Source organism: Methylophilus luteus (genome assembly GCF_042676265.1).
In the GTDB taxonomy this organism is placed as follows: Bacteria; Pseudomonadota; Gammaproteobacteria; order Burkholderiales; family Methylophilaceae; genus Methylophilus; species Methylophilus luteus.
Genome location: NZ_JBHTKB010000001.1, coordinates 216,250 through 240,496, shown reverse-complemented (window position 1 = coordinate 240,496; position 24,247 = coordinate 216,250). Strand labels below are relative to the sequence as shown.

18 protein-coding genes and 1 pseudogene are annotated in these 24,247 nt (G+C 53.7%); 9 read left to right on the top strand and 10 right to left on the bottom strand.

What is annotated here, in order from left to right; translation table 11 throughout:
• Positions 1 to 323 precede the first annotated feature (323 nt).
• Together pilB and ACFQ1Z_RS01000 are read left to right on the top strand one after the other, a co-directional pair.
• Complete coding sequence (pilB, locus tag ACFQ1Z_RS01005) at positions 324 to 2,045, top strand: type IV-A pilus assembly ATPase PilB (protein ID WP_379054747.1); 1,722 nt, start codon at positions 324 to 326, stop codon at positions 2,043 to 2,045.
• Between the two features lie 35 nt (positions 2,046 to 2,080).
• A complete protein-coding gene (locus tag ACFQ1Z_RS01000) occupies positions 2,081 to 3,304 on the top strand; it encodes a type II secretion system F family protein (protein WP_379054745.1) in 1,224 nt (407 codons plus the stop codon).
• Positions 3,305 to 3,442: 138 nt separating this feature from the next.
• Here ACFQ1Z_RS01000 and ACFQ1Z_RS00995 read toward each other — a convergent pair whose 3' ends face one another.
• The 6 genes and pseudogenes from ACFQ1Z_RS00995 to ACFQ1Z_RS00970 all read right to left on the bottom strand — a co-directional run bounded on the left by ACFQ1Z_RS00995 (position 3,443) and on the right by ACFQ1Z_RS00970 (position 9,039).
• On the bottom strand, positions 3,443 to 4,150 hold the full coding sequence (locus tag ACFQ1Z_RS00995; protein WP_379057147.1) for a DsbC family protein: 708 nt from the start codon (positions 4,148 to 4,150) through the stop codon (positions 3,443 to 3,445).
• A gap of 75 nt (positions 4,151 to 4,225) precedes the next feature.
• Positions 4,226 to 5,434, bottom strand: coding sequence for an FAD-dependent monooxygenase (locus tag ACFQ1Z_RS00990; protein WP_379054743.1), 1,209 nt, complete (start codon positions 5,432 to 5,434; stop codon positions 4,226 to 4,228).
• Between the two features lie 3 nt (positions 5,435 to 5,437).
• Positions 5,438 to 6,631, bottom strand: a pseudogene (locus tag ACFQ1Z_RS00985) (FAD-dependent monooxygenase); the annotation flags it as partial.
• Positions 6,632 to 6,656: 25 nt separating this feature from the next.
• Positions 6,657 to 7,958 (bottom strand): aminopeptidase P N-terminal domain-containing protein, encoded by a 1,302-nt coding sequence (locus ACFQ1Z_RS00980; RefSeq protein ID WP_379054741.1) that lies wholly within the window; start codon positions 7,956 to 7,958, stop codon positions 6,657 to 6,659.
• Positions 7,959 to 8,045: 87 nt separating this feature from the next.
• Complete coding sequence (locus ACFQ1Z_RS00975) at positions 8,046 to 8,816, bottom strand: DUF2927 domain-containing protein (RefSeq protein ID WP_379054739.1); 771 nt, start codon at positions 8,814 to 8,816, stop codon at positions 8,046 to 8,048.
• On the bottom strand, positions 8,809 to 9,039 hold the full coding sequence (locus ACFQ1Z_RS00970; RefSeq protein WP_379054737.1) for a DUF3820 family protein: 231 nt from the start codon (positions 9,037 to 9,039) through the stop codon (positions 8,809 to 8,811). The genes ACFQ1Z_RS00975 and ACFQ1Z_RS00970 overlap by 8 nt, the downstream gene beginning before the upstream one ends.
• A gap of 158 nt (positions 9,040 to 9,197) precedes the next feature.
• Between ACFQ1Z_RS00970 and ACFQ1Z_RS00965 the strand changes: the two genes are divergently transcribed.
• Positions 9,198 to 10,229: a GGDEF domain-containing protein gene (locus ACFQ1Z_RS00965; RefSeq protein ID WP_379054735.1), complete on the top strand. Its 1,032-nt coding sequence runs from the start codon at positions 9,198 to 9,200 to the stop codon at positions 10,227 to 10,229.
• A gap of 82 nt (positions 10,230 to 10,311) precedes the next feature.
• Here ACFQ1Z_RS00965 and ACFQ1Z_RS00960 read toward each other — a convergent pair whose 3' ends face one another.
• Genes ACFQ1Z_RS00960 through ACFQ1Z_RS00950 form a run of 3 tightly spaced genes read right to left on the bottom strand, consistent with a single transcriptional unit; the run spans position 10,312 to position 12,412 of the window.
• Entirely contained in the window at positions 10,312 to 10,740 is a 429-nt protein-coding gene (locus ACFQ1Z_RS00960) for a phosphate-starvation-inducible protein PsiE (protein WP_379054734.1), read from the bottom strand.
• The gene (gene murU, locus ACFQ1Z_RS00955; protein ID WP_379054732.1) at positions 10,737 to 11,438 is read right to left on the bottom strand and encodes an N-acetylmuramate alpha-1-phosphate uridylyltransferase MurU; all 702 of its coding nucleotides are present in this window, start codon (positions 11,436 to 11,438) and stop codon (positions 10,737 to 10,739) included. The genes ACFQ1Z_RS00960 and murU overlap by 4 nt, the downstream gene beginning before the upstream one ends.
• 2 nt (positions 11,439 to 11,440) lie before the next feature.
• The gene (locus ACFQ1Z_RS00950) at positions 11,441 to 12,412 is read right to left on the bottom strand and encodes an aminoglycoside phosphotransferase family protein (RefSeq protein WP_379054730.1); all 972 of its coding nucleotides are present in this window, start codon (positions 12,410 to 12,412) and stop codon (positions 11,441 to 11,443) included.
• A 202-nt stretch (positions 12,413 to 12,614) separates the two neighbouring features.
• On the opposite strand from ACFQ1Z_RS00950, the gene ACFQ1Z_RS00945 reads away from it, so the two are divergent.
• The 5 genes from ACFQ1Z_RS00945 (at position 12,615) to adk (ending at position 18,926) form a co-directional block, all read left to right on the top strand.
• Positions 12,615 to 14,996, top strand: a complete 2,382-nt coding sequence (locus ACFQ1Z_RS00945; RefSeq protein ID WP_379054728.1) for an LPS-assembly protein LptD — start codon at positions 12,615 to 12,617, stop codon at positions 14,994 to 14,996.
• Positions 14,993 to 16,312 carry a peptidylprolyl isomerase gene (locus ACFQ1Z_RS00940; RefSeq protein WP_379054726.1) on the top strand — a complete coding sequence of 440 codons (1,320 nt, stop codon included), beginning with the start codon at positions 14,993 to 14,995 and terminating at the stop codon, positions 16,310 to 16,312. The genes ACFQ1Z_RS00945 and ACFQ1Z_RS00940 overlap by 4 nt, the downstream gene beginning before the upstream one ends.
• Before the next feature lie 7 nt (positions 16,313 to 16,319).
• The gene (pdxA, locus tag ACFQ1Z_RS00935) at positions 16,320 to 17,315 is read left to right on the top strand and encodes a 4-hydroxythreonine-4-phosphate dehydrogenase PdxA (RefSeq protein ID WP_379054724.1); all 996 of its coding nucleotides are present in this window, start codon (positions 16,320 to 16,322) and stop codon (positions 17,313 to 17,315) included.
• A 44-nt stretch (positions 17,316 to 17,359) separates the two neighbouring features.
• Positions 17,360 to 18,160 carry a 16S rRNA (adenine(1518)-N(6)/adenine(1519)-N(6))-dimethyltransferase RsmA gene (gene rsmA / locus ACFQ1Z_RS00930; protein WP_379054722.1) on the top strand — a complete coding sequence of 267 codons (801 nt, stop codon included), beginning with the start codon at positions 17,360 to 17,362 and terminating at the stop codon, positions 18,158 to 18,160.
• A gap of 112 nt (positions 18,161 to 18,272) precedes the next feature.
• Complete coding sequence (gene adk / locus ACFQ1Z_RS00925) at positions 18,273 to 18,926, top strand: adenylate kinase (RefSeq protein ID WP_379054720.1); 654 nt, start codon at positions 18,273 to 18,275, stop codon at positions 18,924 to 18,926.
• A gap of 148 nt (positions 18,927 to 19,074) precedes the next feature.
• Here the strand turns inward: adk and ACFQ1Z_RS00920 are convergent, their stop codons facing one another.
• Complete coding sequence (locus tag ACFQ1Z_RS00920; RefSeq protein ID WP_379054718.1) at positions 19,075 to 21,273, bottom strand: TonB-dependent receptor family protein; 2,199 nt, start codon at positions 21,271 to 21,273, stop codon at positions 19,075 to 19,077.
• Positions 21,274 to 21,575: 302 nt separating this feature from the next.
• On the opposite strand from ACFQ1Z_RS00920, the gene leuS reads away from it, so the two are divergent.
• Positions 21,576 to 24,191 carry a leucine--tRNA ligase gene (gene leuS / locus ACFQ1Z_RS00915; RefSeq protein WP_379054716.1) on the top strand — a complete coding sequence of 872 codons (2,616 nt, stop codon included), beginning with the start codon at positions 21,576 to 21,578 and terminating at the stop codon, positions 24,189 to 24,191.
• The last annotated feature ends 56 nt before the right edge of the window (positions 24,192 to 24,247 follow it).

Genomic DNA, 24,247 nt, shown 5'->3' with positions numbered 1-24,247 from the left:
TACTTATTTACAGGGAGGCGCCCCAAAAGTTTGTCTCAAGTACTTAAGTCGCAATAAACAAGCTTTGCTTTACTTAAAGACGGCTACAAAAAACCTGAACGCAAACGCCTTAAGGGCTTTATACATTCAGCATTATTTAAATGTCAAGAGTAATTTTTCATCTTTTCGCGAATTGACGTAAATCTGATTAAAATTTGTATAAAAGCTGCACGAGAGTACGTCTTTTCTCTGATTTGATTACGGGCGCCAGGCCCTATACTTAGGAGAAAAGTAGTGTTGTATCAACACATTATCCGGATTAACTCGAGCTCAGATACCTTTCTATGGCAACGCTTGGCAGTACACAAAAACTTGGCGGAATGGCACGCACGCTGGTGCAGTCTGCACTGATCAGCGAAGATGAGGCTGGCGAGCTGCAGCAAAAAGCACATACGCAAAAGATCAGTTTTGTCGCGGCTATCCTGGCGCAGAAAAAGATCTCGTCGCGGCATATCGCGCAGGCGGCTTCTGATGCCTTTGGTTTCCCATTCTTTGATCTGGACGCCCTGGACCAGGAATCGTTACCGGACAAGACTATAGATATCAAGCTGATGCAATCACAACGCGTGTTGTTGCTGCAACAGAAAAGCAATGTTGCCTATATTGCGATCTCGGACCCGACCAACCTGCAGGCGCTGGATACCATACAGTTTCAGATGGGGGCGACTTTAGCGCCACTGGTGGTAGAAGACGACAAGCTGGGCAAATGGATAGACAGGATAGTAGAGTCCAAAGACACCAGCATGGCGTCACTCAATGCCGGCAGTGATGACTTTGACTTGGGGCTGGAAGATACCAGCCAGGAGCAGGAAGCCGAAGTCATGCAGGAGGTGGACGACGCGCCTGTGGTTAAATTCCTGCAGAAGATCCTGATGGATGCCATCAATATGGGCGCATCAGACCTGCACTTTGAGCCTTATGAAAAGTATTACCGCATCCGTTTCCGTATCGACGGTGTGCTCAGGGATATGGCGCAACCGCCGCTGGCGATCAAAGACAAACTGGCCTCGCGTATCAAGGTGATCTCCAACCTGGATATCTCGGAAAAAAGAATCCCGCAAGATGGCCGCATGAAGTTGCTGCTGTCTAAAACCCGTTCTATCGATTTCCGCGTCAGCACTTTGCCACTGATCTATGGTGAAAAGATAGTGATGCGTATCCTGGACCCGACCAGTGCGACACTGGGCATTGAAGCCCTGGGCTATGAGCCTGAGCAAAAAGAAGCCTTGCTCAAGGCGGTGCAGCGCCCTTATGGCCTGGTACTGGTGACCGGGCCTACCGGTTCCGGCAAAACGGTTTCGCTGTATACCTGTCTCAATCTGCTCAACGACCCCGGCGTGAATATCTCTACCGCGGAAGATCCGGCAGAGATCCCGCTGGCGGGCATCAACCAGGTAAACGTCAACGACAAACAAGGCCTGACTTTTGCCGCAGCGCTCAAATCGTTTTTGCGCCAGGACCCTGACATCATCATGATAGGCGAGATCCGTGACCTGGAAACAGCGGACATGGCGATCAAGGCAGCTTCGACCGGGCACATGGTGTTATCTACCCTGCACACCAATGACGCGCCCACCACCCTGTCGCGGCTGGTGAATATGGGGGTCGCCCCCTTCAACATCGCCTCGGCGGTGACGTTAATTACAGCACAACGTCTGGCCAGGCGTTTATGCAAGCATTGCAAAGTGCCATTAAATGTACCCAAAGAAGCATTGCTGAGCGTAGGTTTCAAAGAAGCCGACCTCGATGGCAGCTGGCAGTTGTATGATGCCAAAGCAGGCGGCTGCGAGCATTGTAATAATGGCTACAAAGGCCGCGTAGGTATTTACCAGGTGATGCCGGTCAGTGAAGAGATGGCGCGTATCATCATGGCCAGCGGCAATGCCATGGATATTGCCGAACAGGCCAAACGCGAAGGCGTCAAAGACTTGCGCGAATCAGGCTTGCTCAAAGTGAAGCAGGGCCTGACTTCCATAGAAGAAGTAGAAGCCGTCACCAACGAATAATGCACGATTTGATGGATCATCACTAAGAAAACATTATGGCAACTGCAAATATCAAGCAATCCGTGTTCCTTTGGGAAGGTAAAGACCGCAAAGGCAAACTGGTCAAGGGCGAGATGCGTGCCAATGGCGAAGCCGTGGTCAATGCCACCCTGCGTCGCCAGGGCATCACCGTCATCAAGGTCAAAAAGCAGAGTTCCCTGCGTATCAAAGGCAAGGTCACCGACAAGGACATCACCTTGTTCACCCGCCAGCTGGCCACCATGATGAAAGCCGGTGTGCCTTTATTGCAGGCGTTTGATATTGTAGGCAAAGGCCATCACAACCCGGCAGTCGCCAAGCTGCTGGCTGATATCAAAGCCGATGTCGAGACAGGGAGCAGCCTGAGCGCGGGCTTCCGCAAATATCCGCTGTATTTTGACAACCTGTTCTGCAACCTGGTCGCGGCCGGTGAACAGGCTGGTATCCTGGATGCCTTGCTCGACCGGCTGGCTACTTATAAAGAAAAGATCCAGGCCATCAAAAGCAAGATCAAATCTGCCCTGGTATACCCTACTTCTATCATCGTGGTGGCATTCGTCATCACCGCCGTGATCATGATTTTTGTGGTGCCGGCGTTTAAAGACCTGTTCAGCAGCTTTGGTGCCGACCTGCCCGGGCCTACCGTGGTCGTGATCAATATTTCCGACTTTTTCGTACGCTTCTGGTGGGCGATCTTTGGCACGCTGGGCTTTGGCATCTGGTTCTTCCTCTACACATGGAAGCGCTCTGAAAAGCTGCAAGCCACCATGGACAGGCTGATGCTGCGCTTACCCATTTTTGGCGAGCTGATACGCAAAGCCACCATTGCGCGGTTCGCCCGCACATTGTCCACCATGTTCGCGGCCGGCGTACCGCTGGTAGAAGCGCTGGATTCGGTGGCCGGGGCTTCCGGCAACCGCGTCTACTATGACGCCACCAAACGCATACAGAGTGAAGTCAGCACCGGTACCAGCCTCACGGTTTCCATGCAGAATGCCAATGTGTTCCCCAATATGGTGATCCAGATGACGGCTATCGGTGAAGAATCCGGCTCGCTGGATGCCATGCTGACCAAAGTGGCCGACTTTTATGAAGGCGAAGTGGACGATGCGGTCGCCGCCATCTCCAGCCTGATGGAACCGGTGATCATGGTGGTACTGGGGGTGCTGATAGGCGGCCTGGTAGTCGCCATGTATATGCCTATCTTTAAAATGGGCAAAGTGGTCAGCGGCGCAGGTTAGGCCTTAGGCTGCGGGAACTAGGCTGCTGGAGCACAGGCAAGTTAAAACTACTTGTCTTGCCATGTTACACAAGAATATGTGACTCAAAACAAAAGGCCGGAGAACCGGCCTTTTGCATATACGCAGTCAGGTAAAAAACTATTTTTTAGCAGTCTGCAGAGACTTCTCTATCTCGTCAGCCGGCTGTGCGCCTAACATACGCTTGCCGTTTTCAAAGAACATGGTCGGTGTACTGTTCACGCCTATCTTATGCGCCAGTTCACCCACTTTTTCCAGCGGCACTTCGCATTTAGCGGTGCTGGTTGGCAATTTGTTATTGAATATCCACTCCTGCCAGGCTTTGACGCGATTGCTGGCGCACCAGATACTGCGCGATTTGTTCGCTGCATCCGGGTGTAACTGCTCTATCGGGTAGAGGAAAGTATAAATGGTGACATCGTTGATCTTGGTCAGCTCGTTCTGCTCCAGGCGCTTGCAGAACGGGCAATCCACGTCTGAGAACACCACCAGCTTGCGCGCACCATTGCCCTTGACTACTTTGATCGCCTGATCCAGTGGCAGACTGTTGAAGTCTATCTTGGTCAGCTCATCCAGGCGTTCACCGGTGATGTCTTTTTTGGTTTTCGGGTCTACCAGGCGGCCTTCAGCGATCAGGAAACTGAATTTTTCATCGGTGTAAATGATCTGCCCGCCCATAAAGATCTCATAAAGGCCGGCATAGCTGGTTTTAGTGACGCTATCGACCTTGATCTTGGGGTAGGCCGCTTCAATGGCTTTTTTAACCGAGGCTTCATCAGCCACACTGGTCACCGCGCTGAACAGCAGCACACCCGGCAATACTGACATACCGAGCAGGCGCAGGGCAGAACTCCAAACACTTTTTTTCATGAATCACTCTTTCTCAAAGCGGGCACAACACCCTCACCCCTGGGTGGCTGTGCGAATTAAAAATCGTTTTAGCATAGCACTGTTTTCCAGCCCGCGTAAACCAAGAATCGCCGCATGCGTCCATACCGGCTCCGCGCGCGCGAACAGTTTATCCAGGCCGCGTGTCAATGTATGCATCTTCAGGATATCCATTTGCCGCATGCGCATGACGTGCCGCAAAAAGCGCGCATCGCCTAGTGGGCGCAAGGCAGGCAGTTTGGCCAGTTCCAGGCATAAGGCCTGCACGTCCTGGAAACCCAGATTGACGCCCTGCCCGGCCATAGGGTGCACCTGGTGCGCGGCATCACCTAACAATAGTACTGCAGGCAATGCCATATCATCGGCAGTTTGCTGGACCAGCGCAAAGCTCAACAGCGGGCCATTAGGCTGCAAGCTGCCCAGAACATGGCCACAGCGCTGCGCTACCTCGGCTGCCAGTGCGGCCGGTGCCAGGCGCTGTTTTTCCACGGCTTGCGCATGGGGTAATGCCCACACCAGCGACACCTGCTGTTGCGGCATGGGCAGCAATGCCAGTGTCTCATGGTTGCCGAACCATTGCCTGGCGATATTGCCGTGCGGCTGTTCGGCCAGGTAATTGGTCACCAGGGCGGTCTGCTCAAAATCTACCCGGCTGACGCTGACACCGCTTTGCGCACGTACCCATGAACGGGCACCGTCGGCACCCAGCAGCAACTGCGCGGTGATGACATGTTGCGGCAAGCTTAACTGCACATTGTGACCTGCATGTTGCAATGATTGCGCCGCCGCATCGGTGATGATGGTCAGGTCTGACTCTGCCAGCACCTGCCAGCACGCTGCGATCAGGGCCTGGCTTTCGACTATGCAGCCCATTTGCGCCAGATGCGCATCCTCGGCAGCCAGCCGCAGGCTGGGTGTGGCATGCATGGCGGTGGGTGACCACAGATGCATGGCGCTCATGGCATTGATACGGCTGGCTGGCACATGCTGCCACACGCCTATCTGTTGCAGCCAGTGCACGCTTTCATTGGTCAGGGCATAGATACGCGCATCCCAGTGGCTGGTGTCCTGCACCCAGTTTTCAGCCAGTAGCGGGCGTGAGCCGGCATCGGTCAGCACCACTTTCTTACCCAGCCTGGACAAAGCGATCGCCGCTGTCAGGCCTACCAGCCCGGCACCTACGATGACCACCTCAGTGCTGATCAGGATTTTGCTAGCTGCCATCACTCAACTACCATAACTCATTTTATTGACAAGGAAGCGGCGCGCGAACGGCAGCAGGCTGAGTGCACCCAGGCCAGCCCCGCGCAACAGCCCTACGCCTATCAGGTCATTGGAGAACACATTGACCAGGAAATCGGTGAACAGCAAGCCGCGCCCGCTGTCGCGGGCACGCGACTGCTGATAGGCACTGAGCCGGTGCGCTGCACCCCACTCGTCTGCGGCACTGGCCGCGATATTGTTTGCCAGCGCCATGGCATCACGTATGCCTACATTAAAACCTTGCCCGGCGACCGGGTGCATGGTTTGCGCGGCATTGCCTATTACCACACAATGCGCAGCAAAAGTCTGTTCCAGTTTACTGAGTTTGAGCGGGAAGCGGCCGCGTTTGCCTATGTGCGTGAATTTGCCGACGCGGTCACCGAACGCCTGGTGCAGTGCCTGTAAAAAGGCAGCGTCATCGAGGGCGCTGATCTGGTCTATATAGGCCTGCTCACCGGTCCAGACCAGGGAGAACTGTTCGCCGTTAGGCAACAGCGCCATCGGGCCATACGGCGTGAAACGCTCGTAGGCGATATTGCGGTGCGGCAGTTCAGTCTGCACCAGGCCGACCAGCGCATCGTGGCCGTAATGTTTGGTGTCGCGGATCAAGCCGGGGATGGCTTCCAGGCTGCGGCCGCCATCAGCGACCACGGCCAGCGGGGTCAGCAGCACCTCAGGCTCAGTGGCCGTCGCGCTCAGCAAAGTCACTTCTGCCGCAGCGGCATCTACATGCAAATGCTGCACCGGCACCTGGTAGCGTACTGTTATACCGGCGGTTTCCGCCAGGCGTGCATCCAGCGCCTGCATCAGTGCGCCATAAGACACCACATAGCCCAGCGCTGGCAACTGGTGCTCACTCGCCTTGAGCAAAGCACGGCCCAGGCCTTTCTGCTGCGACACATGTATGGTTTCTATGGCGGTGACAGCCGCTGCCAGCCTGTCCCACACACCTAGTTGTTCAAGCACCTGGCGCGTGCCATAAGACAAGGCCAGGGCGCGGCCATCGCCGTACATGGCCCCCTGCTGCTGCGCTTCGAGCACAGTCACCGGCACGCCGGACTGTTGCAGCGATAACGCCAGCACCAGGCCGACCGGGCCGCCGCCTATCACTAATGGTTGAGCAGGCACTAGTGGATGCGCAACGTTTTGCTTCACAGCTGAGGCCTTTGTTGAAAAATCATGGTTATGTTCTGTCGCGCATCAGCGCTTCTATGTCAGTCACGGATTTGATCGCTGCCGCCGTGAGTACTTCATGCCCGGTCTCAGTCACCAGCACATCGTCTTCAATACGGATACCGATATTCCAGAAATGCGCAGGCACATTGTCGGCCGGCCGCACATAGCAGCCCGGTTCCACTGTCAGCACATTGCCTGCCTGCAACATGACCCAGTCACCGGCGGCTGTTTTGTATTCGCCGGCGTCATGCACATCCAGGCCCAGCCAGTGGCCGGTCCTGTGCATGTAAAACTGGCGATAGCTGCCATTCTCCAGCACTTGTTCACGGCTACCCTGGCACAGCCCATAATGGATAAAGCCATCCACCAGCACCTCAAGCGCAGCTTCGTGCGGCGCATTCCAGTGCTGCTGCGTGCTGACGCTGGCGATGGCCGCAGCCTGGGCAGCCAGCACCAGCTGGTAAAGATCTTTCTGCGGCGCGCTGAAACGCCCGTTGACCGGAAAGGTACGCGTGATATCAGAGGCATAACCATCCAGCTCACAACCGGCATCGATCAACAGCAGGTCGCCATCTTGCAGTTGGGCATTATTGGCGTTGTAGTGCAAGGTGCAGGCATTGGCACCACCGGCGACTATGCTGGTATAGGCAGGTGCCTGTGCCCCCTGGCTATAAAACCCATGCAGGAACTCCGCTTCCAGCTGGTATTCCCACTTGCCAGGCCTGGCGACCTGCATGGCGCGGTTGTGCGCGGCGGCGGCGATCTGCGCCGATCTGCGCATAAGGTCGGCTTCCCACGGGGATTTAACCAGGCGCATACTGTCCAGGTATTGACACACATCAACCACCGTCGCCGGCGTCTGTATGCCAGTGCGTGTCTGCGCGCGTACCGTATTCAGCCAGCCGGTGACTTTGCTGTCCCATCCTGCATCTGCACCCAGGCTATAAAACAGCGACGGCTGGTTGGCCATCAGTTTGGGCAATACTTCATCCAGCTCGCTGATGGAATAGGCTTCATCAAAACCGAATTCTGTTTTTGCCGCTGCCGGGCCATGGCGAAAACCATCCCAGATCTCGCGCTCTATATCTTTATCGCGGCAAAACAGTATGCTTTTGTTTTCTGCCCCGGCCAGCAGCACCAGCACCGCCTCGGGTTCTTTAAAACCGGTCAGGTAATAAAAGTAGCTGTCAAACCTGTAGGGGTAATGGCTGTCGCGGTTACGCGTCACTTCTGGCGCAGTGGGAATGACTGCGATCCCGGCCTGCATGCGGGACATCAGTTGTTGACGACGCTGGGAAAATTCGTGCATGGAAAAACTCAAAGGTAATCCTGGATGGTTGGGCATTTTAGCTTATTTGGTGCGCATTTGCTGGAATGGTTCAAAGCCGGACCGGCCTCAGAACCCCATCATTTCATATAGCTCGGACTGCCTGACATTTTTTTCCGCCTGCTCTATGGTGCCGTCTGCCTGCCATTTCTGCAGAATATTGGCTAATATGGGTTTAACCTGCGCGCCGCGCATGCCAGGCTTGATCGCAGGCTGATACAGCATTTTCAGCAACAAGGCATCCAGGCCAGTCAGCAATGACTCTGGTGTGTGGTCGTTAAACACCGAGGGGAAGACTTTGTCCGAATCGCTGGGCAGGCCCATCGCCTGCGTGGTTTCCTCGACGATACACGACAGCAATTGCCTGTGCTCCTGCGCATGATCGACCGGGATCACCACCCAGGCTTTCCTGATCGCCTTTTTATCATCCAGATTCAGGCCAAACATGCAGGCAGCATCGTTCGGTGGCTTGATGGATAGATCACCGCTGACCAGGGCGATATCATTGCGCCACAGCTGCAGGTGCGAGAACACCACGATAAAGTTGGCTTCCTGCCGCGAGCTGGCAAAACTGATGGGGTGGCCGGTGATCTTGGCCAGATGCTGAAAGTGGTACTTGGTGAGTAGACTGTGCTGCTCGCTCTGGTCGGTATGATGTTCCAGCCACACTCTGACCGGTTGCAGCCATTTGCGTACCGGCTGTTCTCCCGGGTTATATTCACTATGCAAGGCGATCTCGCTGAATGCCTGCTGCAGATAGGCAACCGATTGCCACGGCTCTTCTGCATGCAACAGCGTAGAGACTACTAGAAGACATGCTGCAAACCAGCGCCTAGTCATGCCTGGCCTCATTATGGCCACGTAAAGGCTGTAGCAAGTCTTTGAGGCCATTGTGGTCTATCTCCTGCATCAATTGCAGCAAGCGCCCCAGCTCGCCTTTGGGAAAGCCATCGCGTGCAAACCAGTTGAGGTAGTGCCCGGGCAGGTCGGCGATCAGCCTGTCCTTGTATTTGCCATAAGGCATTCTGAGGGTGACCAGTTGCATCAGATCATTGTTATTCATAGACATCTTTTCGGCAAAAATTATTTAGTGATAAAAATAATTTACAGTTTTTATTGATTGCTACTCTCAAAAATAGCGATTGCCATCCGTTAACACCCTTAATTAGGTGAGAAAACCAATAAATCAGCTTTGAATTTTAACATTGCTAAAGAGACACCATGCAATACGAAATCAGTAAAGAAAAAAGTGCAGAGTTTCTGCGACAGGCCATCCAGCATATGTCCATGCAGGATGCTGCCTTCCATCCGGTCAGCTACGCCGTCTGGTACGAATACTCGTCTGGTGAGCACGCGCACCTGATAGACGAAGTCAACTCCCTGATAGACAAAGAGAAGAAACTTAACGAAAAAAGCACTGCCCAGTTATTCAACAAACATATTGCCAGCCTGGATGCTGACAGCGCACAAAATATCGTAGACCGCTTTAACCATGTGGTGTCGGATATCAATGCTTCTACCATCAAAGCCGGCCATGAGACCACCCAATTCAGGAAGACGCTGGATGCCTGGTCTGGTGAACTGCAGCAACTGGATGGCGAAGTGGCGCGCCACATGGGCGAACTGTTATCCGAAACCGCCAATATCCAGCAGTCCATGCATACCTTGCAGGACCAGCTGCACAGCAGTATGCAGGAGATCGCCGCTTTAAAAAATGAGATCGTCAAAGCCAAACAGGAAGCGATTTCAGACGGGCTGACCGGCCTGATGAACCGCCGGGGCTTCGACCATGCGCTGAACCAGAGCCTGGCATCGGCATCCAGCCTAGAAGACACTTGCCTGATCATAGGCGACATCGATTTTTTCAAGCGCGTCAATGATACCTACGGCCATTTGTTTGGCGATAAAGTGATACAGGCAGTGGCCAGGATCATGAAAGCCGTTTCTGGCGAGCTTTATACCGCCGCCCGCTATGGCGGTGAAGAATTCGTGTTGTTATTGCCACATACGCCGCTGGAAACCGCCAGGGAAGTGGCCGAGAACATACGCCAGCATGTGGCGAATATCAGCATTAAAAACAACATCACCAGCAAACTGATCTCCAATGTCACCATCTCGCTGGGGGTGACCGCGTATCAGCTTGGCGAAAGCGCAGAAAGCTTCCTCAATCGTGCCGACCAGGCCCTGTATACCTCCAAGGCCAAAGGGCGTAACCAGGTCACGCTGATCGCAGAAGAGCTGGCAGCCGCCTAAGCACAGGCTGCCTGGCCAGCTTCAGACGCCTGCCTCAGACGCCTGGTCTCAGGCGCCTGCATCTGCCGCCTGGTCTCAGGCTCTATAGCAGGTCGCGCTTTTGCTCGGGGATATCCTCGTATGGATAGCGGGAATGGCCAAAGCGCATCACCAGCACTGAAATAGCCAGTATCAGGATAGCTGCCGATACTGCCAGCATATGTGTCTCTGTCATTTCTTTCATATCCAGTAACAGATAGCGCGCCAGGGCGACCATGGCAATATAGATGGGATAGCGCATGGGCAGTTTTCCGGTGCCGAAATAGCTATTGATCATGGAAAACACTTCCAGGTACAAGAACAGCTGCAGCAGATCACCCAGCCCTACCATGCCTACATTCCACATGCGTGCCAGCTCATGTGCCAGCGAGAAAAAAGTGGCGATGGTCACCAGGCCCAGCCCTAGGCGCTCTATCCACATCAACGCCTGGTGCGCGATCTTGTCGGTTTTATGTTCGTATGGCGGTCTCATGCATCCCCCTGATTTTTTGTTGTATTCAGCCATGCGTCTATCTGCTGCAAACGCTCCGGCGTACCTATATCATGCCAGATACCGGTATGGTGCTGGCCACTGACCAATGCCTGCTGCATGGCGGTTTTTAACAGCGGCGCCAGCTTTGCCGGCTGGCCGCGCACTACATGCTGAAATAACTGCGGGTGATAGACACCGACACCGGAGAAGGTCAGTTTATGCTCGCCGGTCTCTTTCACCAGCCCATACTCTAACGCAAAATCACCCTGCGCATGCTGCGGCGGATTATCCACCATCACTAAATGCGCCAGTTTGGCTTCAGGTAGAGCGCTGGTTGCAGGCAGAGCAAGAGTGGCATAGTCTATATCGGTGAACACATCACCATTCACCACCAGAAACGGCTGCTCGCCCAGCAATGGCAAAGCCTGGGCGATACCACCGGCGGTTTCGAGGGCGGTCTGCTCAGGGCTATATTGAATATCTACCTGCCACTGCCGGCCATCGCCCAACGCCTGCTCTATCTGCTGACCGAGATGGGCATGGTTGATGACGATCTCGCGTATGCCCGCCTGCGCCAGCCGCTCTATGTGCCACACGATCAGCGGTTTACCACCGACTGGCAGCAATGGTTTGGGCGTGTGGTCGGTCAACGGGCGCATGCGCTCGCCCCGCCCTGCTGCCAGTATCATGGCGCGCATGTTCAGGCAGCCTTTTCCAGTGACTGCAACAACCTGAGTAAAGGCCGCAACTCTACATACCGCTCGCAGGCTGCCTGCAGATACTGCATGACCAGCGGCATATCCTTGAGGTAACCGTCTTTACCGTCGCGGTGATACAGGCGCGCAAAAATGCCCAGCACCTTGATGTGGCGCTGTACCCCCATCCATTCAAAATCTTTATAAAAGCTGCCGAAATCCTCATTCACCGGCAGACCGGCTTTTTTTGCCGCCTGCCAGTAGCGCACTACCCAATCCATCAGCTCTTCTTCATCCCAGCGGATATACGCGTCTTTAAACAGCGAGGCCAGGTCATAAGTGATAGCGCCTATCACCGCATCCTGAAAGTCCAGCACGCCAGGGTTATTTTCTGTGGTGACCATCAGGTTACGCGAATGATAGTCCCGGTGCACAGTCACCTGCGGTTGCTGCAGAATGTTGTCTATCAGCTGGGCAAAGGTCTTGTCCAGCACCGCCTGCTGCTCTGCTGACAATGTTTTACCCAAATGTTTAGCCACATACCAGTCGGGGAACAGCTGTAACTCGCGCATCAGCAAGGCCGCGTCATACGGCGGCAACGCGTCTTTATCGGTGGCCAGTTGCATGTTGATCAGCGCCTGGCAGGCATCACCATACAAGGCTTTGGCGTTTTGCGCGGTGAGTTTGGAAAGGTAGGTATCGTTACCGAGGTCACTCAGTAATAAAAAGCCTTGAGTGACATCCTGGGCGATCACTTTAGGTACATTCAAACCGGCGGCCAGCAGCCGTTCGGCCACCTGCACGAATGGTCTGCAGTCCTCCTGCGGTGGCGGCGCGTCCATGGCGATCAAGGTCTGCTGTGGCAGATGCACGCGGAAATAGCGCCGGAAACTGGCGTCGGCAGAAGCGGTGGTGAGCGTATAAGGCTGGTCTAGTACTTGTGCCAGCCATAGGTCAAGTTGTTGTGTTCTATCCACAGATTTTTCCCGGATCATGAATAAGCGGTTCAAGTGCACGCGCTTGCTGTTAAAATGCGGCTCACATTTTAAGTGAAAAATGACTTTTTAAGCGTTTTAATGAATAATATAGCCCAAATGAATGGGGCATCCGGCCAGGTGGCACGAATTGCATGCATATAACCACTCTGCGACCCGCGGAGCCTACTGAAATTATCACTCTTTGACTAACTTGCAAGTTCATTCTTCCACTTCACGTGAGCGCGGCATACGCCTGATCCTGGCGCTGGTCGCGACCGGCACCATGGTGTCTGCACACGTGCGGGCTGATGATGCCACTGCGCCTGCGGTGATGGTCGCCGAGAATGCCAGCCTGCCAGGGGCGGTCGAGATCGAAGGCGACACCCTGAAACTGCGCATGGACAGGCAGATGTGGGCCACCGGCAATGCGGTGATCCGCAAGGATGGCCAGCAGGTCACCGGCGACGAGATCCGTTACGACATGCAGAACGATGAGTTGCAGGTAGAAGGTAATGCGGTGATCTCGGCCGGCCTGACCACCATTAAAGGCCCGGTACTGCGCATGCGCCTGAGTGAGAATATCGGCGAGATGCGCGATGTGACCATAGAGTTTAAAAGCGCCCCGCCCAGGCCCAGCAATGACGACACCAATACCTTGCTCGACGACCAGGCTATCCTGGTCAGCGACCCCAAACGCTACATTGATGACAACGCCTCATTCAGCAACCAGGAAAAGAAGACTTCTTTTGATAACATCCGCGCCTCGGCCAAGCAGGTGTTTTTTGAAGGGCAGAATATCAAGCGCTTGAAAGGCGCCAGCTACACCTCATGTGCAGCCGATGTCGATGACTGGTATATCAAGACCGGCAGCCTGGAATTAAATGATTACACACGCACCGGCGAAGCGACCAATGCCTACGTCGAGTTCAAGGGTGTGCCTATCCTGTATACGCCATGGATGAGTTTCTCCTATAACAACCAGCGTAAAACCGGTTTGCTGGCGCCGTTGTGGGGGACGACTTCACGCAGTGGTTTCGAGCTGCTGACGCCGTACTACATCAATATCAGCCCGGATAAGGATGCCACGCTGGCGACACGCGTGCTGAGCAAACGCGGCATACAATTCCAGGGCGAGTTCCGCTACCTGGGCGAGAACTATATGGGCTCGAATAACTTCGAGTACCTGGACAATGACAGCATGACCGGCCAAGACCGCTTTTACGCCAAGCTGGCGCACAGACACCAGTTCAGTGACCACTGGTCTGGCGGCTATAGTCTGGAAAAAGTCTCGGATGATAAATATTTCTCTGAAATGGCGACCAGGATACAGGTGACGTCGCGGGTCAACCTCGGGCAAACCGCATTCGTCAATTATGGCGACGAACACCTGACCTTTAACGGTACCATACAACGCTACCAAAACTTGGATAACCTGTCGTTCGTCTACCAGCGCCTGCCGCAACTGACCGCGACCTATACCAATGACTGGAAAGGTTTCACCACCAACACCGGTGCGCAATACGTTTATTTTGACGCCATGAAAGAAATGGTGAATGCGCCAAGTGGCAGCCGCTTCAGCTTATACCCGTCTATCTCTTACCCGATGAAGAATTCATATGGCTTCATCACGCCCAAGGTCGGCATACAGACCACGCAATACAGCCTGACCGGCAATGTGCCCTTGGGTTACACCGAAGAATACAACCAGCTGAACCGCACATTGCCTATCGTCAGCCTGGATTCGGGCATGTATTTTGACCGCCAGGCCAACCTGTTCGATACCAACTACACGCACACGCTGGAACCACGCGCCTACTATGTGTATATCCCGTATAGGGACCAGACCAAGATCCCTATTTTTGATACTTCGCTCAACACACTGAACCAGAACTCCATCTTTTACGAGAACCAGTTCAGTGGTGACGACAGGATCAATAACGCCAACCAGGTCACACTGGCAGTGACCAGCCGCCTGATAGACAGCGAGACCGGCATTGAGCGCCTTAGCGGCACCCTGGGTCAGCGCTTCTATTTTGATGACCTGGAAGTGTATATGCCGACCACCTCGCCCAGTACGCGCAAGTCGTCTGATATCCTGGCCGCATTCACGGCACGTCTTTCCAGCCGCCTCAACCTGGACACCTACTGGCAGTATGACCCCGACCGCGGCAATATGGAACGTAACAACTACCTGCTGCGTTATAATCCCGAGCCTGGCAAATCATTCAGTTTCGGCTACCGTTACACTGCCAACACCCTGGAGCAGATCGATACTGCCGGCCAATGGCCGCTGGGTAACCGCTGGTACGGCGTGGGCCGCCTGAACTACTCCATCCGTGATGGCAATGCGGTACAAATGCTGGCGGGCCTGGAGTATGATGCCGGATGCTGGCAAGGCAGAGCCGTCATGCAGCGCGTACAAACAGCGACTGCCGACGCGAACTATGCCATGTTTTTTCAACTCGAACTGGGTGGGCTGACTTCCATAGGGGCCAACCCGTTAAACGTGATCAAGCGCAATATCCCGACTTATATGCGCACCAATGATATCCCGGGAATTTACAGAGACCAGAACACCCAATGATGAAATACTTATCCACATTCCTACACTCGGCTGTTGGCGCTGCGCTTTTGCTGGGCGTCTCAGCGAACATCAGTGCGGCAGATAAACCCTCTATCGAAAAGATGGACAGGATCATCGCGGTGGTGGATCAATCCGTGATCACTGAACGCGAAATGCTGGACCGCATGGAATCAGTCAGAGCGCAAATGACCAAAAAAGGCGTGGAACTACCGCCGGAAGATGTGCTGCAGAAACAGATACTGGAACGCCTGATCGTCGATAGCCTGCAATTACAGCTGGCGTCGCAAACCGGCATCAAGGTCGACGACCCGCAACTAGATAAAACCATAGAGCGTATCGCCGAACAGAACAAACTGACCATGCCGGCCTTTAAAAAAGCGCTGGAAGAAGACGGCACCAAGTTTTACAAGTTCCGTGAAGACATACGCAACGACATCATACTCACGCGTTTAAGAGAGCGTGATGTTGATAACAAGATCAATATTTCTGAAGCCGAGATCGATAACTACCTGACCACGCAGGAAAAAGAAGGCGACCTCGACGAATTCAATATCTCGCAGATCCTGATCCGCCTGCCAGAAGACAGCTCACCGGAAGATATCCAGAAAGCCAGGCTGCGTACCGAGCAGGCGATCAAAGCCATGTCTGAAGGCATGAGTTTCGAGAAAGCCTCGGCTAATTTTTCTGACGCACCCAACGCGCTGGAAGGCGGCGAACTCGGCTGGCGCAGTGGCCAGCAAATGCCTGCCCAGTTCGTAGAGCTGATCAAAGGCCTGGAAGTGGGCGGTGTGTCGCGCCCTATCCGCAGTGGCAGCGGCGTGCATATATTCAAACTCAACGAAAGACGCGCCGGCGCCAGCACACTGATCGTAGACCAGACCCATGTGCGCCATATCCTGCTGAAACCGAACGAGGTGCTGTCTGACAAGGAAGCCCAGCAAAAGATCGAATCCATCAAAGAACGTATAGATCACGGCACCCCTTTCCAGGACATGGCACGCCAGTATTCTGACGATGGCAGTGCTTCGAGTGGCGGCGACCTGGGCTGGATCAACCCTGGCGATACGGTGCCGGTGTTTGAAAAAGCCATGGCCGAACTGGCGCCTAACGAAGTCAGTGCGCCGGTGCGCAGCCAGTTTGGCTGGCACATCATCCAGGTCATAGAGCGCCGCAAACAGGATATGTCCAAAGAATCCAAACGCCTGAAAGCACGCCAGGAGATACGCGCACGCAAGGCGGAAGAAGCCTATAACGAGTGGATACACGAGCTGCGTGATAAGGCATTTGTCGAGTTGCGCCTGGAAGATAAGTTTTAATCAAGGGATGACCACGCTCCCCCGTATCGCGATTACCGCTGGTGAGCCTGCCGGGATAGGCCTGGATATCTGTGTCAAACTGGCGCACACCGCAGTGCCTGCCGCACTGGTGATCCTGGCCGACCCGCATGCCCTGCAGGCCAGGGCTGCGCAACTGGATATTCCCCTGACCCTGCATTGTTATGAAGAAATTGCGCCGCCACATGCGGGCGACGGCAGCCTGTGTGTACTGCCGGTGCTGGCAGCTGCCACTGTCACCGCAGGCACGCTGGACCCCAAGAACAGCCCTTATGTACTAGCCATGCTAGACCAGGCCCGTGAAGGCTGTGAAGCTGGCGCGTTTGACGCCATGGTCACCGCGCCGGTGCACAAAGGCATCATCAATGACGCAGGCATAGCCTTTACCGGCCACACCGAATATCTGGCAGACACTACCGGCACCCCGCAAGTGGTGATGATGCTGGTTGGCGGTGGCATGCGCGTGGCATTGGCCACTACCCACCTGCCGCTGACACAGGTGAGCAACGCCATCACCCGCGAGGCGCTGACCACCACGCTGCGCATACTGCACCAAGACCTGGTGCAAAAATTCGGCATCGCCAGTCCGGTGATCTATGTCGCCGGCCTTAACCCGCATGCCGGTGAAAACGGCTATCTGGGCGACGAAGAGATCAATACCATCAACCCGGTGCTAGATGTACTACGCGCAGAAGGCATGCAGCTGATAGGTGCACTACCGGCCGACACCATGTTCTCGCAAAAAAACCTGGCCAAAGCAGATGCTTTTCTGGCCATGTACCATGACCAGGGCCTGACGGTACTCAAACATGCCAGTTTTGGTGAAGGCGTCAATGTCACCCTGGGCCTGCCTATCATACGCACCTCAGTCGACCATGGCACGGCGCTGGACATTGCCGGCAGCGGCCAGGCCGATGTGGGCAGCATGCTCACTGCCATCAACCTGGCCATAGAAATGGTACAAAAACGCGTCACAGCAGACTGAACCGGGCTACCGGCGAACCACCTACTCCACGAGCATACGACTACATGAAACACCTAGCCAAAAAACGTTTTGGGCAAAATTTCCTTACCGACCAGGGCATCATCAACAGCCTGATCACCGCGATACAACCGGTGCCAGATGACCTCATGGTAGAGATAGGCCCCGGCCTGGGCGCCATGACGCAACCCTTGCTCAAACAGCTGGACCATCTGCATGTGGTAGAGATAGATCGCGACATCATTCAGTGGATGCAATCGTTTTACCCTGCCAGCAAGATCAGCATACACAACTCGGATGTGCTTAAATTCGACTTCAGCAGCATAGGCGAGCGCATACGCGTGGTCGGCAACCTGCCCTACAACATCTCCAGCCCCATCCTGTTCAAGCTGCTGGAGAACACCGCGCAGATCATAGATATGCACTTTATGCTGCAGAAAGAAGTGGTAGAACGCATGGTGGCAGCGCCGTCCACGCCTGAATACGGAAGGCTTTCAGTGATGCTGCAATACCGCTTGCAGATGGAATACCTGATCACCGTACCGCCGGAAGCGTTTGAACCTGCGCCCAAGGTAGAATCCGCCTTTGTGCGTTGCGTGCCGCATGCACAATTACCTTATCCGGCCAGCGATGAAGCGCTGTTTGCCAAAGTGGTGCTGGCAGCTTTCGGCCAGCGCCGCAAAACCTTGCGCAACACCCTGAAAGGCCTGCTGGATGATGACGGCTTTACCGCGCTGGCGATCAACCCGCAATTAAGGGCCGAAAACCTCAGCGTCGCCGAGTTTGTCACCATCAGCAATCATATTGCCGCCACCTCTCATTCACTAACTGGCGCCAGTGAAGTTTAAAACGCCAGAGAAGTTTAAAACGATAGCGAAGTTTAAAACGATTAGGTTAGGCCAGCTTTTTTTAGCCTGATATAATTATTCTTTTCTCAAAAACAATCTCCTGGAGCATGACATGCGTTTGATTCTGCTGGGTGCACCTGGTGCCGGTAAAGGTACTCAGGCCACTTTCATCAAAGAAAAATACAACATTCCACAAATTTCTACTGGTGACATGTTACGTGCAGCGGTAAAAGCAGGTACCCAGCTGGGCCTGGAAGCCAAAAAATTCATGGATGCGGGCGGCCTGGTGCCTGATGAAGTGATCATAGGCCTGGTGAAAGAGCGTATCAAAGACGCAGATTGCGCCAACGGTTTCCTGTTTGACGGTTTCCCGCGCACTATTCCGCAAGCAGAAGCCATGAAAAACGCCGGTGTAGCGATTGATTATGTGGTGGAGATCGATGTACCGGATGAAGCCATCGTCGAGCGCATGAGCGGCCGCCGCAGCCACCCGGCTTCTGGCCGCACCTACCATGTGAAATTCAACCCGCCTAAAGTCGCCGGTAAAGACGACAGCACAGGTGAAGATCTGGTACAGCGCGAGGACGACAAGGAAGAAGTGGTGCTCAAACGCCTGCAGGTCTACCATGACCAGACCGAGCAACTGATAGGCTATTACTCAGACTGGGCGAAATCCGGTGTCAGCGGCGCGCCACAGTATGTCAAGGTCAATGGCCTGGGTGAGCTCAATGCCATTAAAGAAGAAATCTTTGCTGCATTGAAATAAGCTGTGCAGCTGAACAAAAAGCCCGCTTGCTGCGGGCTTTTTGTTATTTAAGCTCTGCTGAGCTTCAGGTTCTGTTAAATAAGAGGCTCTGTTAAAACCCAGGTTCTGTTAAACCCGGGCTCTGTGAACAGCAAAGTCCTGCTATCTATCAGAAGTCGTAACGGATACCGGCAAATACCTGACGCTGGCGTCCTGCAACCTTACCGTCAACACGGCTGATTAAATACTCTTTATCAGCCAGGTTATGCCCGCTCATGAAATAAGTGAGCTTGGAGCCGACCGGCTTAAAGTTAACCGACGCATTTAGCAAGGTATAAGCAGGGATCCTGCCTTCCTGGCCATCTAGGCTCTCTACCGTGCTGTTATCGGGGTCCACATATTGCTGGCTCACGTAATCGACACCGATACGTGCGTTGATGCCGACCGGGTGCTGATAACCAAAGTTGATGGACGCAATATCGCGTGGCGCATATGGCAAACGGTTACCGCCGGTGGTTTCATCGGTGTTTTTCTTGAATTTGGCGGTAAACAGGTTGGTGTAATTACCGGCGATGTAGAAATTATGCGGGCTGTCATAAATCCTGCCGAAATCTACGCGTGCTGCCAGTTCCAGGCCAGTTTGCTGAGATTTACCGGCATTGATAAAGTCACCCGCGTTTCGCTGGATCACGATCTCATCAAAATCGATATTGAACAATGTCGCTTCAAAACCGACGCCTTTGAAATAAGAAGAGCGTACACCGATTTCAGTATTGGTGCTTTCTTCAGCGCGTGTACTGCTGATCGCATCCAATCCGGCCAGATCATCAAAGTTGATATCACGTGATGGCCTTGGTGGGGCAAAGCCTCGGTGTATACCGGCAAATACCGTGGTATTGGCGATGCCGTTCCAGGTAGTGCCTATGCCTGGCAACCATACGGTCTGGCTGTTGGTTTTAGCAAACCCTTGTGGGTCTCCCTCTGCCTGCAACACATTGATTTTCTTCTTGTAATCCTCAACACGCAAGCCTGGTGTCAATGTCCAGTCACCCAGGTAAAAAGTGTTTTGCGCATAGTAGGATTTCGCTTCGATATCGATACGGATATCCTCGCGGAAATCACCGAATGCTTTGGCATAAGACAAACTTTGCGCGCGTGGATCAGCATCCCTGAACTGCTGACGCTTGTTGCCTTCTTCATGATATCTAAAGCCAACGACCGCACTACTTTCAATGCCGAATAGGCTATGTTTGATATCTAACCTAGGCTCAAACCCATAGTAATCATAGCTTCTTGGACGATGGCGGCCACCGCACTGAGCTGCATTGGCGACTGTTGCCGGACCTAAACTTTGGCATCTATCCATGACAGAGACACCTGTTTGAATATCAGGTGAGCCGCTTATAGTGCCAGGTGCATTGATTTGCCTGAACGAAGTCCTGAATGCATCCACATAATAGGCGTTTGTAGTTAAAGTGGTGTTGGCATTGATATCGAAGATATGTTGCAGTTGCAATGACTTGCGCTCGTATTCAAACCTGTCATTTTTACCGGTAGGCGCCTGGTACTTGTCCTGCGCGTACTCAATCGCGCCCAAACCTGTTTCGGATACATGAGAATTTTCTTCATAGTAACCAACTTTAGCAATGATACGCTGGCTTTCAGTCAGGTTGAGCTGGCCTTTGACCATCAGCTCGCGCATTTCAAAGTCATGGTTCTTGCGGATACCATCCCCTTTTTTCTGTATCGCATCTATCATGATGCCACCCTGTTCGCCGCCTACACCTAGGTTTGCGGCAAAGCCGGTAAAGTCATTGTTACCCACCATGCCGGTGACACTACCTTCAAATCCGTTCTTTGGCACGGGCTTGGTCACAAAGTTGATCATGCCACCTACCGTCTGCGGGCCATATAAGATCTGGCCGGAGCCTTTGACGACTTCAATCCGCTGTACGCGCTCTATAGGAGTGGTGTAGTGCGCCGAAGGGTCGCCATACGGCCCCAGGAACAATGGCATACCATCTTCCATCAGCAATGTGCGTGAGGTACGTCTGGGGTCCATGCCCCTGATACCGATATTGACGCCCAGGCCAAAGGTATTCTCACCCACGATGTGTACGCCAGGCACATTATTGATCGCTTCTTGCAATGAAAACGGCCTGCGTTCATTGAGGGCTTTTTCATCCACCACGCTATATGAACCAGGCACGGTTTCCAGGCGGTCCGGCAAAATGCCTTTCACCACCACTGAATCCACTTCTAAACTCTCTGCTTGATTTCCCTGTGTTTCTGCATAAGCATTTGCAACATTGACACCCATCGCTACTGCCGTGGCAGCGACTATGATTTTTTTATTTGTTGTGTACATCCTCTTCGTCCTCTTGTTTTAAAAATGACGCGGAGGGATAAGCAACATTTACACCAATGTAATTTTCATAATCATTATCTCGTTGATTTATTTATGCAAATATACTTACAAACGTGCCTGCGCCCGCAAAAACTCTTAAATACAGACATCAATATTGGCTTATTTCAACCATGCAACTGGTTTATTGGTTTATATCAGCCGATCAGTATATTTGGCATGCTGCTAGCCCTCCCCTCACAAACAACCAGCCGCAGGGTTCTCAGGTATAATTATCGTTTTCGTTAAGAGCTTTACTAGCCCCCATGCAACAGCAGTATCCATATAAAGAAGTCGAACAACAGGCACAGCAATTCTGGGGCGCCAGACAAAGCTTTTTAGCCAAACCGGAAAGTAACAAACCCAAGTACTACTGTTTGTCCATGTTCCCCTACCCTAGCGGCAAGCTGCATATGGGCCATGTGCGTAACTACACCATAGGTGACGTGCTCAGCCGCTACCACCACATGAAGGGTTTCAACGTGCTGCAGCCTATGGGCTGGGACGCGTTCGGCCTGCCGGCCGAGAATGCAGCCATTCAAAACAAGGTGCCGCCGGCACAATGGACCTATGACAATATCGCTTACATGCGCAAGCAGTTGCAGTCACTGGGCTTTGCCATAGACTGGAGCCGCGAGCTGGCCACCTGCCAGCCTGAATATTACAAATGGAACCAGTGGCTGTTCCTGCGCATGCTGGAAAAAGGCATCGCTTACAAAAAAACCCAGGTCGTCAACTGGGACCCGGTAGACCAGACGGTACTGGCCAATGAGCAGGTGATAGACGGCCGCGGCTGGCGCACCGGCGCGCTGGTCGAAAAACGCGAGATCCCCGGTTATTATCTGAATATCACCGGCCACGCCCAGCAACTGCTGGACGACCTGGACAAACTGCCAGGCTGGCCTGAGCGCGTAAAAACCATGCAGGCCAACTGGATAGGCAAAAGCGTGGGGGTACGTTTCGCGTTCACGCACAACATTCAAAATGACGCCGGCCAGCTCATAGATGACGGCAAGCTGTGGGTGTTCACTACCCGCGCCGACACCATCATGGGCGTGACTTTCTGCGCGGTGGCGGCCGAGCATCCGCTAGCCACGCATGCCGCGCAAAACAACCCTGCTCTGCAAGCCTTTATCGATAAATGCAAGCAAGGTTCTGTGATGGAAGCCGATATGGCGACCATGGAAAAAGAAGGCATGGACACCGGCCTGAGCGTGCTGCATCCGGTGACTGGCGAACAGGTGCCGGTGTGGGTGGGCAACTATGTGCTGATGACTTATGGCGAAGGCGCCGTGATGGCCGTGCCCGCACATGACGAACGTGATTTTGGCTTTGCCAAAAAATACCAGTTGCCTATCAAACAGGTGATCAGCGTCATGGACCAGACCTTTGACACCAGCGCCTGGCAAGAGTGGTATGGCGAGAAGAACAAAGGTGTGTGCATCTATTCAGGCAAATACAACGACCTTAACTATGCGCAGGCCGTAGATGCAGTGGCTGCCGACCTGGCCGAAAAAGACCTGGGTGGCAAACAGACTAACTGGCGCCTGCGCGACTGGGGCATTTCCCGCCAGCGTTACTGGGGCTGCCCTATCCCTATCATACATTGCGAAAGCTGTGGCAGCGTGCCGGTGCCGGACGACCAGTTACCGGTCAGGCTACCGGAAGATTGCGTGCCTGACGGTTCAGGCAACCCGCTCAACAAGCGCGAAGATTTTCTGCATACCTCCTGCCCTAGCTGCGGCAAACCGGCCAAGCGTGAAACTGACACCATGGATACCTTTGTCGATTCCAGCTGGTATTACGCACGCTATGCCTCAGGCTTTAGCGACTCTGCCATGGTCGACGCACAAACCAACCACTGGATGCCGGTAGACCAGTACATAGGCGGCATTGAACATGCGATTCTGCATCTGCTGTATTCGCGCTTCTGGAGCAAAGTCATGCGCGACCTCGGCCTGGTGAATTATGACGAGCCGTTTGCCAATCTGCTGACGCAAGGCATGGTGCTCAATCATATCTTCTCGCGGCGTACGGCAAAAGGCGGCATTGAGTACTTTGCGCCTGAAGAAATAGAACTGATACAGGATGACAATGGCAAGATCACCGGTGCCAAACTGCTGGCCGATGGGTCTGCCATCGATTACCAGGGCATAGGCACCATGTCCAAATCCAAGCGCAACGGCGTGGACCCGCAATCACTGATAGAGCAATACGGTGCCGATACCGCCCGTTTCTTCATGATGTTTGCCGCACCGCCTGAGCAGACGCTGGAATGGTCTGACAGCGGCGTGGAAGGCTCGCACCGTTTCCTGAAACGGGTATGGAATTATGGTTACGGCCTGTCTGAGACCCAGGCGGCAGAAATGCCTAACAAACTGACCGGCGAACTGGCTAACCACAGACGCGAGATCCACACTGTGTTGAAACAGGCCAATGTCGACCTGGCCAAGCTGCAATTCAACACCGTGGCTTCTGCCTGCATGAAGATACTGAACACGCTGGAAAAGCTGCAGAAAGAAGCAGAAAAAGACTGGTCAGCGGTGGCTTTTGAAGGCTACAGCATACTGCTGCGCGTGTTGTCGCCTATCGCCCCGCACATCGCCCAGGTCATGTGGCAAACGCTGAACCTGGGTGAGGATATCCTGGCCGCCAAATGGCCGGAACCTGCCAACTCGGCGCTGGTGCAGGACGAAGTGGAATATGTGGTTCAAGTGAACGGCAAGTTGCGTGGCAGCATCAATATTCCCAAGAGCATGGCCAAAGAGCAGATAGAAGCGACTGCCGTCAACCAGGATTTCGTACAGAAATTCCTCAATGAAGGCAGCGTTAAAAAGATCATTGTCGTGCCTAACAAATTGATTAACATCGTCGTTGCCTAAGCAACGCCACTATTAAACATTGTAGTGAACACCATAGTAAACATTGTAGTGAACAT

Bases quoted from the DNA above. Each gene is read 5' to 3' on its own strand.
- pilB (WP_379054747.1), top strand. From the start codon at position 324: ATGGCAACGCTTGGCAGTACACAAAAACTTGGCGGAATGGCACGCACG.
- ACFQ1Z_RS01000 (WP_379054745.1), top strand. From the start codon at position 2,081: ATGGCAACTGCAAATATCAAGCAATCCGTGTTCCTTTGGGAAGGTAAA.
- ACFQ1Z_RS00995 (WP_379057147.1), bottom strand. From the start codon at position 4,150: ATGTCAGTATTGCCGGGTGTGCTGCTGTTCAGCGCGGTGACCAGTGTG.
- ACFQ1Z_RS00990 (WP_379054743.1), bottom strand. From the start codon at position 5,434: ATGGCAGCTAGCAAAATCCTGATCAGCACTGAGGTGGTCATCGTAGGT.
- ACFQ1Z_RS00980 (WP_379054741.1), bottom strand. From the start codon at position 7,958: ATGCACGAATTTTCCCAGCGTCGTCAACAACTGATGTCCCGCATGCAG.
- ACFQ1Z_RS00975 (WP_379054739.1), bottom strand. From the start codon at position 8,816: ATGACTAGGCGCTGGTTTGCAGCATGTCTTCTAGTAGTCTCTACGCTG.
- ACFQ1Z_RS00970 (WP_379054737.1), bottom strand. From the start codon at position 9,039: ATGAATAACAATGATCTGATGCAACTGGTCACCCTCAGAATGCCTTAT.
- ACFQ1Z_RS00965 (WP_379054735.1), top strand. From the start codon at position 9,198: ATGCAATACGAAATCAGTAAAGAAAAAAGTGCAGAGTTTCTGCGACAG.
- ACFQ1Z_RS00960 (WP_379054734.1), bottom strand. From the start codon at position 10,740: ATGAGACCGCCATACGAACATAAAACCGACAAGATCGCGCACCAGGCG.
- murU (WP_379054732.1), bottom strand. From the start codon at position 11,438: ATGCGCGCCATGATACTGGCAGCAGGGCGGGGCGAGCGCATGCGCCCG.
- ACFQ1Z_RS00940 (WP_379054726.1), top strand. From the start codon at position 14,993: ATGATGAAATACTTATCCACATTCCTACACTCGGCTGTTGGCGCTGCG.
- pdxA (WP_379054724.1), top strand. From the start codon at position 16,320: ATGACCACGCTCCCCCGTATCGCGATTACCGCTGGTGAGCCTGCCGGG.
- rsmA (WP_379054722.1), top strand. From the start codon at position 17,360: ATGAAACACCTAGCCAAAAAACGTTTTGGGCAAAATTTCCTTACCGAC.
- adk (WP_379054720.1), top strand. From the start codon at position 18,273: ATGCGTTTGATTCTGCTGGGTGCACCTGGTGCCGGTAAAGGTACTCAG.
- ACFQ1Z_RS00920 (WP_379054718.1), bottom strand. From the start codon at position 21,273: ATGTACACAACAAATAAAAAAATCATAGTCGCTGCCACGGCAGTAGCG.
- leuS (WP_379054716.1), top strand. From the start codon at position 21,576: ATGCAACAGCAGTATCCATATAAAGAAGTCGAACAACAGGCACAGCAA.